This is a genomic window from Actinomadura nitritigenes, from assembly GCF_017573545.1.
GTDB classification, from domain to species: Bacteria; Actinomycetota; Actinomycetes; order Streptosporangiales; family Streptosporangiaceae; genus Spirillospora; species Spirillospora nitritigenes.
In genome coordinates, this window is the sequence record NZ_JAGEOK010000087.1 from 1 (window position 1) to 3389 (window position 3389).

Annotated in this window: 3 protein-coding genes; all 3 read right to left on the reverse strand. The window is 68.2% G+C overall.

Annotation, left to right across the window (positions count from 1 at the left end; translation table 11 throughout):
* Positions 1 to 101: 101 nt before the first annotated feature.
* Genes J4557_RS48880 through J4557_RS48890 form a run of 3 tightly spaced genes read right to left on the reverse strand, consistent with a single transcriptional unit; the run spans position 102 to position 3372 of the window.
* On the reverse strand, positions 102 to 1448 hold the full coding sequence (locus J4557_RS48880; RefSeq protein WP_208274782.1) for a tyrosine-type recombinase/integrase: 1347 nt from the start codon (positions 1446 to 1448) through the stop codon (positions 102 to 104).
* A complete protein-coding gene (locus tag J4557_RS48885; protein ID WP_307800635.1) occupies positions 1448 to 1633 on the reverse strand; it encodes an excisionase family DNA-binding protein in 186 nt (61 codons plus the stop codon). Before J4557_RS48885 ends, J4557_RS48880 begins: the two co-directional genes overlap by 1 nt.
* A gap of 50 nt (positions 1634 to 1683) precedes the next feature.
* The gene (locus tag J4557_RS48890; RefSeq protein ID WP_372442618.1) at positions 1684 to 3372 is read right to left on the reverse strand and encodes a replication initiator; all 1689 of its coding nucleotides are present in this window, start codon (positions 3370 to 3372) and stop codon (positions 1684 to 1686) included.
* Positions 3373 to 3389: the final 17 nt, after the last annotated feature.

Genomic DNA, 3389 nt, shown 5'->3' on the forward strand with positions numbered 1-3389 from the left:
TTTGCAAGCCGGGTGTCAGGGGTTCGAATCCCCTAGGCTCCACCAGCAGAAACGCCCCCATCCGACTCCCGGACGGGGGCGTTCGTGCGATTAGCGTGCGATTAGGCCACCGGGACGAGCACGCCACCGAGGCCGCCGTCATCCTCGTCATCGTCGCCGCCCCGCTCCGCCTTGATCTTGTCGTTGAGCGCATCGGCGATCGCACGGCCCGCCTCAGAGGTGGCGTGCTGATAGATCATCGCCGCCCGCACGCTGTCATGCCCCATGCGATCCATGAGGTCACGCAGGCTCGCCCCGCTCTGCGCCGCAAGGGTATTGCCCGTGTGTCGAAGGTCGTGAAAGTGCAGGTTCGGAAGCCCGAGCGTTTCCACGGCCAGAGCCCACCGGGACGCCCGCCGGAAGTTGCCCCGCCGCAGGACCCCGCCGTTCGGCCCCGCGAAGACCAGCGCTGACGCATCCTCGGCGACGTGCGTCCGAAGGTGTTCCCGGATCAACGGGACGATGCCCGCCGGGAAGCTCACGGTGCGCTTGCCCGCCCGAGACTTGGGAGGCCCGATCACCAGGTCCCCAGTATCGAGTTCGAGGTACTGCCGCCGGACGGACACGGCGCCGGCCCCCAGGTCGATATCCCGTCGGACCAGCGCCACAGCCTCACCCCAACGGAGACTCGCGAAGGTCGCCAGGAGCACCAGCGCGCGGTATCGGTCGTCATGCTCGACGGCCGCGTATCCCTCTACGGCGAGGTTCCACAACACGCGCTCGGCCGCCTGACGGTCCGGGAGGTACTGAGGGAAGGCACGCGTCCCGCCCTCCACCAGCCGGTATCGGAGCTGGAACTCTCCGGACGGCATCTTGCGGATGTTGCCGACAGGATGACGGCCGAGCAGCTCGGCCAGCTCGAAGACCTGCGCCAGCGTGAGCACCGGGCGTTCTTCCGGTGACTCGTCACCAGCGCCCTTGATCCGGCACGGGTTGCGCGCGAGCATCCCGTCTTCATCGGTCGCGGTCATGAGGACCGCCCGCAGCAGCCGATACGCCTTTGCGGTCACGCTTGCCGAAACACCAGAGTCCAGGAGAGCCGTCCGCCATTCCCGCACCATGCTCGTCTTGATGTCGCCGACCGAGACGGCGCCCAGATGCGGACCGATCTGGTTCCGCAAGAGCCGTTCGTACAACTCGACGGTACGAGGCCGCAAACCAGGCCGCTCTTTGATCCACTTCGCGGCGTAGACGCCGAGCTTGACCTTCGCGCGCTCAGGGTCGATCCACTGCCCTTGCATCATCTGCACTTCGACCAGCGAGAGAAACCGTTCAGCGTCGCTCTTGCGCTGGTACGTCTCCGGCGCGTTCCGACGCTTGCCATCAGGCCCCAGGTAGCTCGCCTGATACCGCCCCGAGGGCAGCTTGCGCACCCAGCCGAAGCGGCGATGCCCCTCCTTGTTCGCCATTACGCAGCCTTCCAGACGTCGGACGCGGTCATGGGCTCGACCAGTCCAGCCGCGATGAACTCGCGAAGCGCGGACTCGGGGATGCGGACGAACCGCCCGAGCTTGACGAAGCGGATGCGCCGTTCGGCGATGAGCCGACGCGGGAACCGCTGCGAGGTGTTGAGGTATTCGGCCGCCTCAGCCACGGTCAGAAGCCGATCAGCCGAGGAGTTCGAAGGACCGACCGTCCCTCTGGTCACGCTGCCTCCCGAGTTGCCGAAAGTTCTGGGGTGTCGTTCTGGGTCGCTTGGTCGAGTTGAGCGCGGCGCGTGACGCGCTCGTTGATCATGTGCATGAGCCGTTGCTCGGTCGGCTTGACGTCGGGGTCACCGGGTCCGGCGCGTTCCCAGACATGGACGGCGTTGGGGTCGGCCGGGTTGAGCACGGGGATTCCGGCCTCAGCCAGCCGAGCCAGGACCCACGCCTTTCGGTCGGCCTTGTGATCGGCGAGCGTCTTGCCCGACCACTTGCGGGAGACCAGGACGCGACGGCCGCCGTAGCCGAGGTGTTCGCGGCGGTGTGCCTTGCCCTTGCAGAACCCCGGAGTCATCCCCCGCCGGGCGTTCTTGGGCTGGACGCCGTAGCGCAGCCAGTTCGCGCACGTCGGAGAGCACGGCTCGAAGCGGAGCGTCTCGGCCATCCGGTCGACGTGTTCGCGCTGCGCTTCGGTCCCGGCTTCGTGGCACTCGGCCACGCCCTTGACCAGGTACTTGGTCAGGTAGCCGATCAGCCGCCGGGACTGGTCGGAATCGGCCATGACGCCTTGTGCGTCGATCTGACGGCCGAACCGCATCACGTGCAGGGGTTCGGCGTCGTCGTCCAGGCCGATCGCGTCCAGGGCGTCATCCCAGGTGGGGAGGACTTCACCGGTGGTGGGGTCGAGGTAGCCGCCGTTCTCGCCCGCAGCGTCGTCCCAGACGGGGAGCCGGTCACCGGAGTAGACGACGCGATCGGTCGAGGGCCACCAGACTTGGTGATACGTGGCCGCGACGACCTGGCGCAGTTCTGCGCGGGAGATGGTCCCGCGGATCGCCATGTGCAGGTGCGGCGCCAACCGCCGTTGCGGCTCGACGGTCGCGAAGTACTGGACGTCGTAGCCGACGAAGCGCCGCAGGTTCTGCACGAACCGGTCGACCAGCTTGGAGAAGTGCAGCGCATCGCGAGCGGCCCGCTTGTAGTCGTAGGTGGCCGGGTCGACCGGGGTACCGTCCGAGCGCACCCGCCCGTAGGAGTCCAAGGTCAGGGTCAGGAAGATGGACGGCCGGAACGTCTTCCCATCGCGGCCCCGGAACACCTTGCCGACCGTGCGGGAGTCGACCGGACGGCGGGGAAGGTCGGGCGCGTCCTGCCGCCGCCGGGTGGAGCGGGTCCGCCGGCCTTTGGCATCCTCGCCGGTCTTGAGGGCGCCGCGCACGCCGGAGCGTTCGATCTCGACATCGAGTTCGCGCAGGAGCCCGTCCCAGAACTCGACGCCTTCCCCGTGCGATGAGCCGGTCTCGGCCGCGTGGTCGCGTTCGGTCTGTGCCCGTGCCCGAAGCTCCATCAGCGAGCGCTGTTGCTCGTCGGGATCGGCGCGCGTGATGACCGGTTCCTCGGCCAGGTGCCAGCCCTGGTTGCACTGGACGGCGCGAAGCTTGCGCTTGCGTTCGGCGCAGGGAGGGCAGACCGAGGCAAGGGTGTGGTTGCACGGGACGTAGACCACTTCGGATTCGCCCGTGGTCAGGTTGACCCGCCGCATGGGGACGGGCCGGATGCACACGCCGTGTTCGATCGCGACCGCTTGCAGGACCTCACGCGCCAGCGGCGGCAGCGTCTTGACCACCGCCCCCGAACCGGTCTCCTCGGCCGCAGGGGCGTCCGACCCGTCGAGGGAGAGCTGTGTCACGCAGCCTCCCCGGTGTC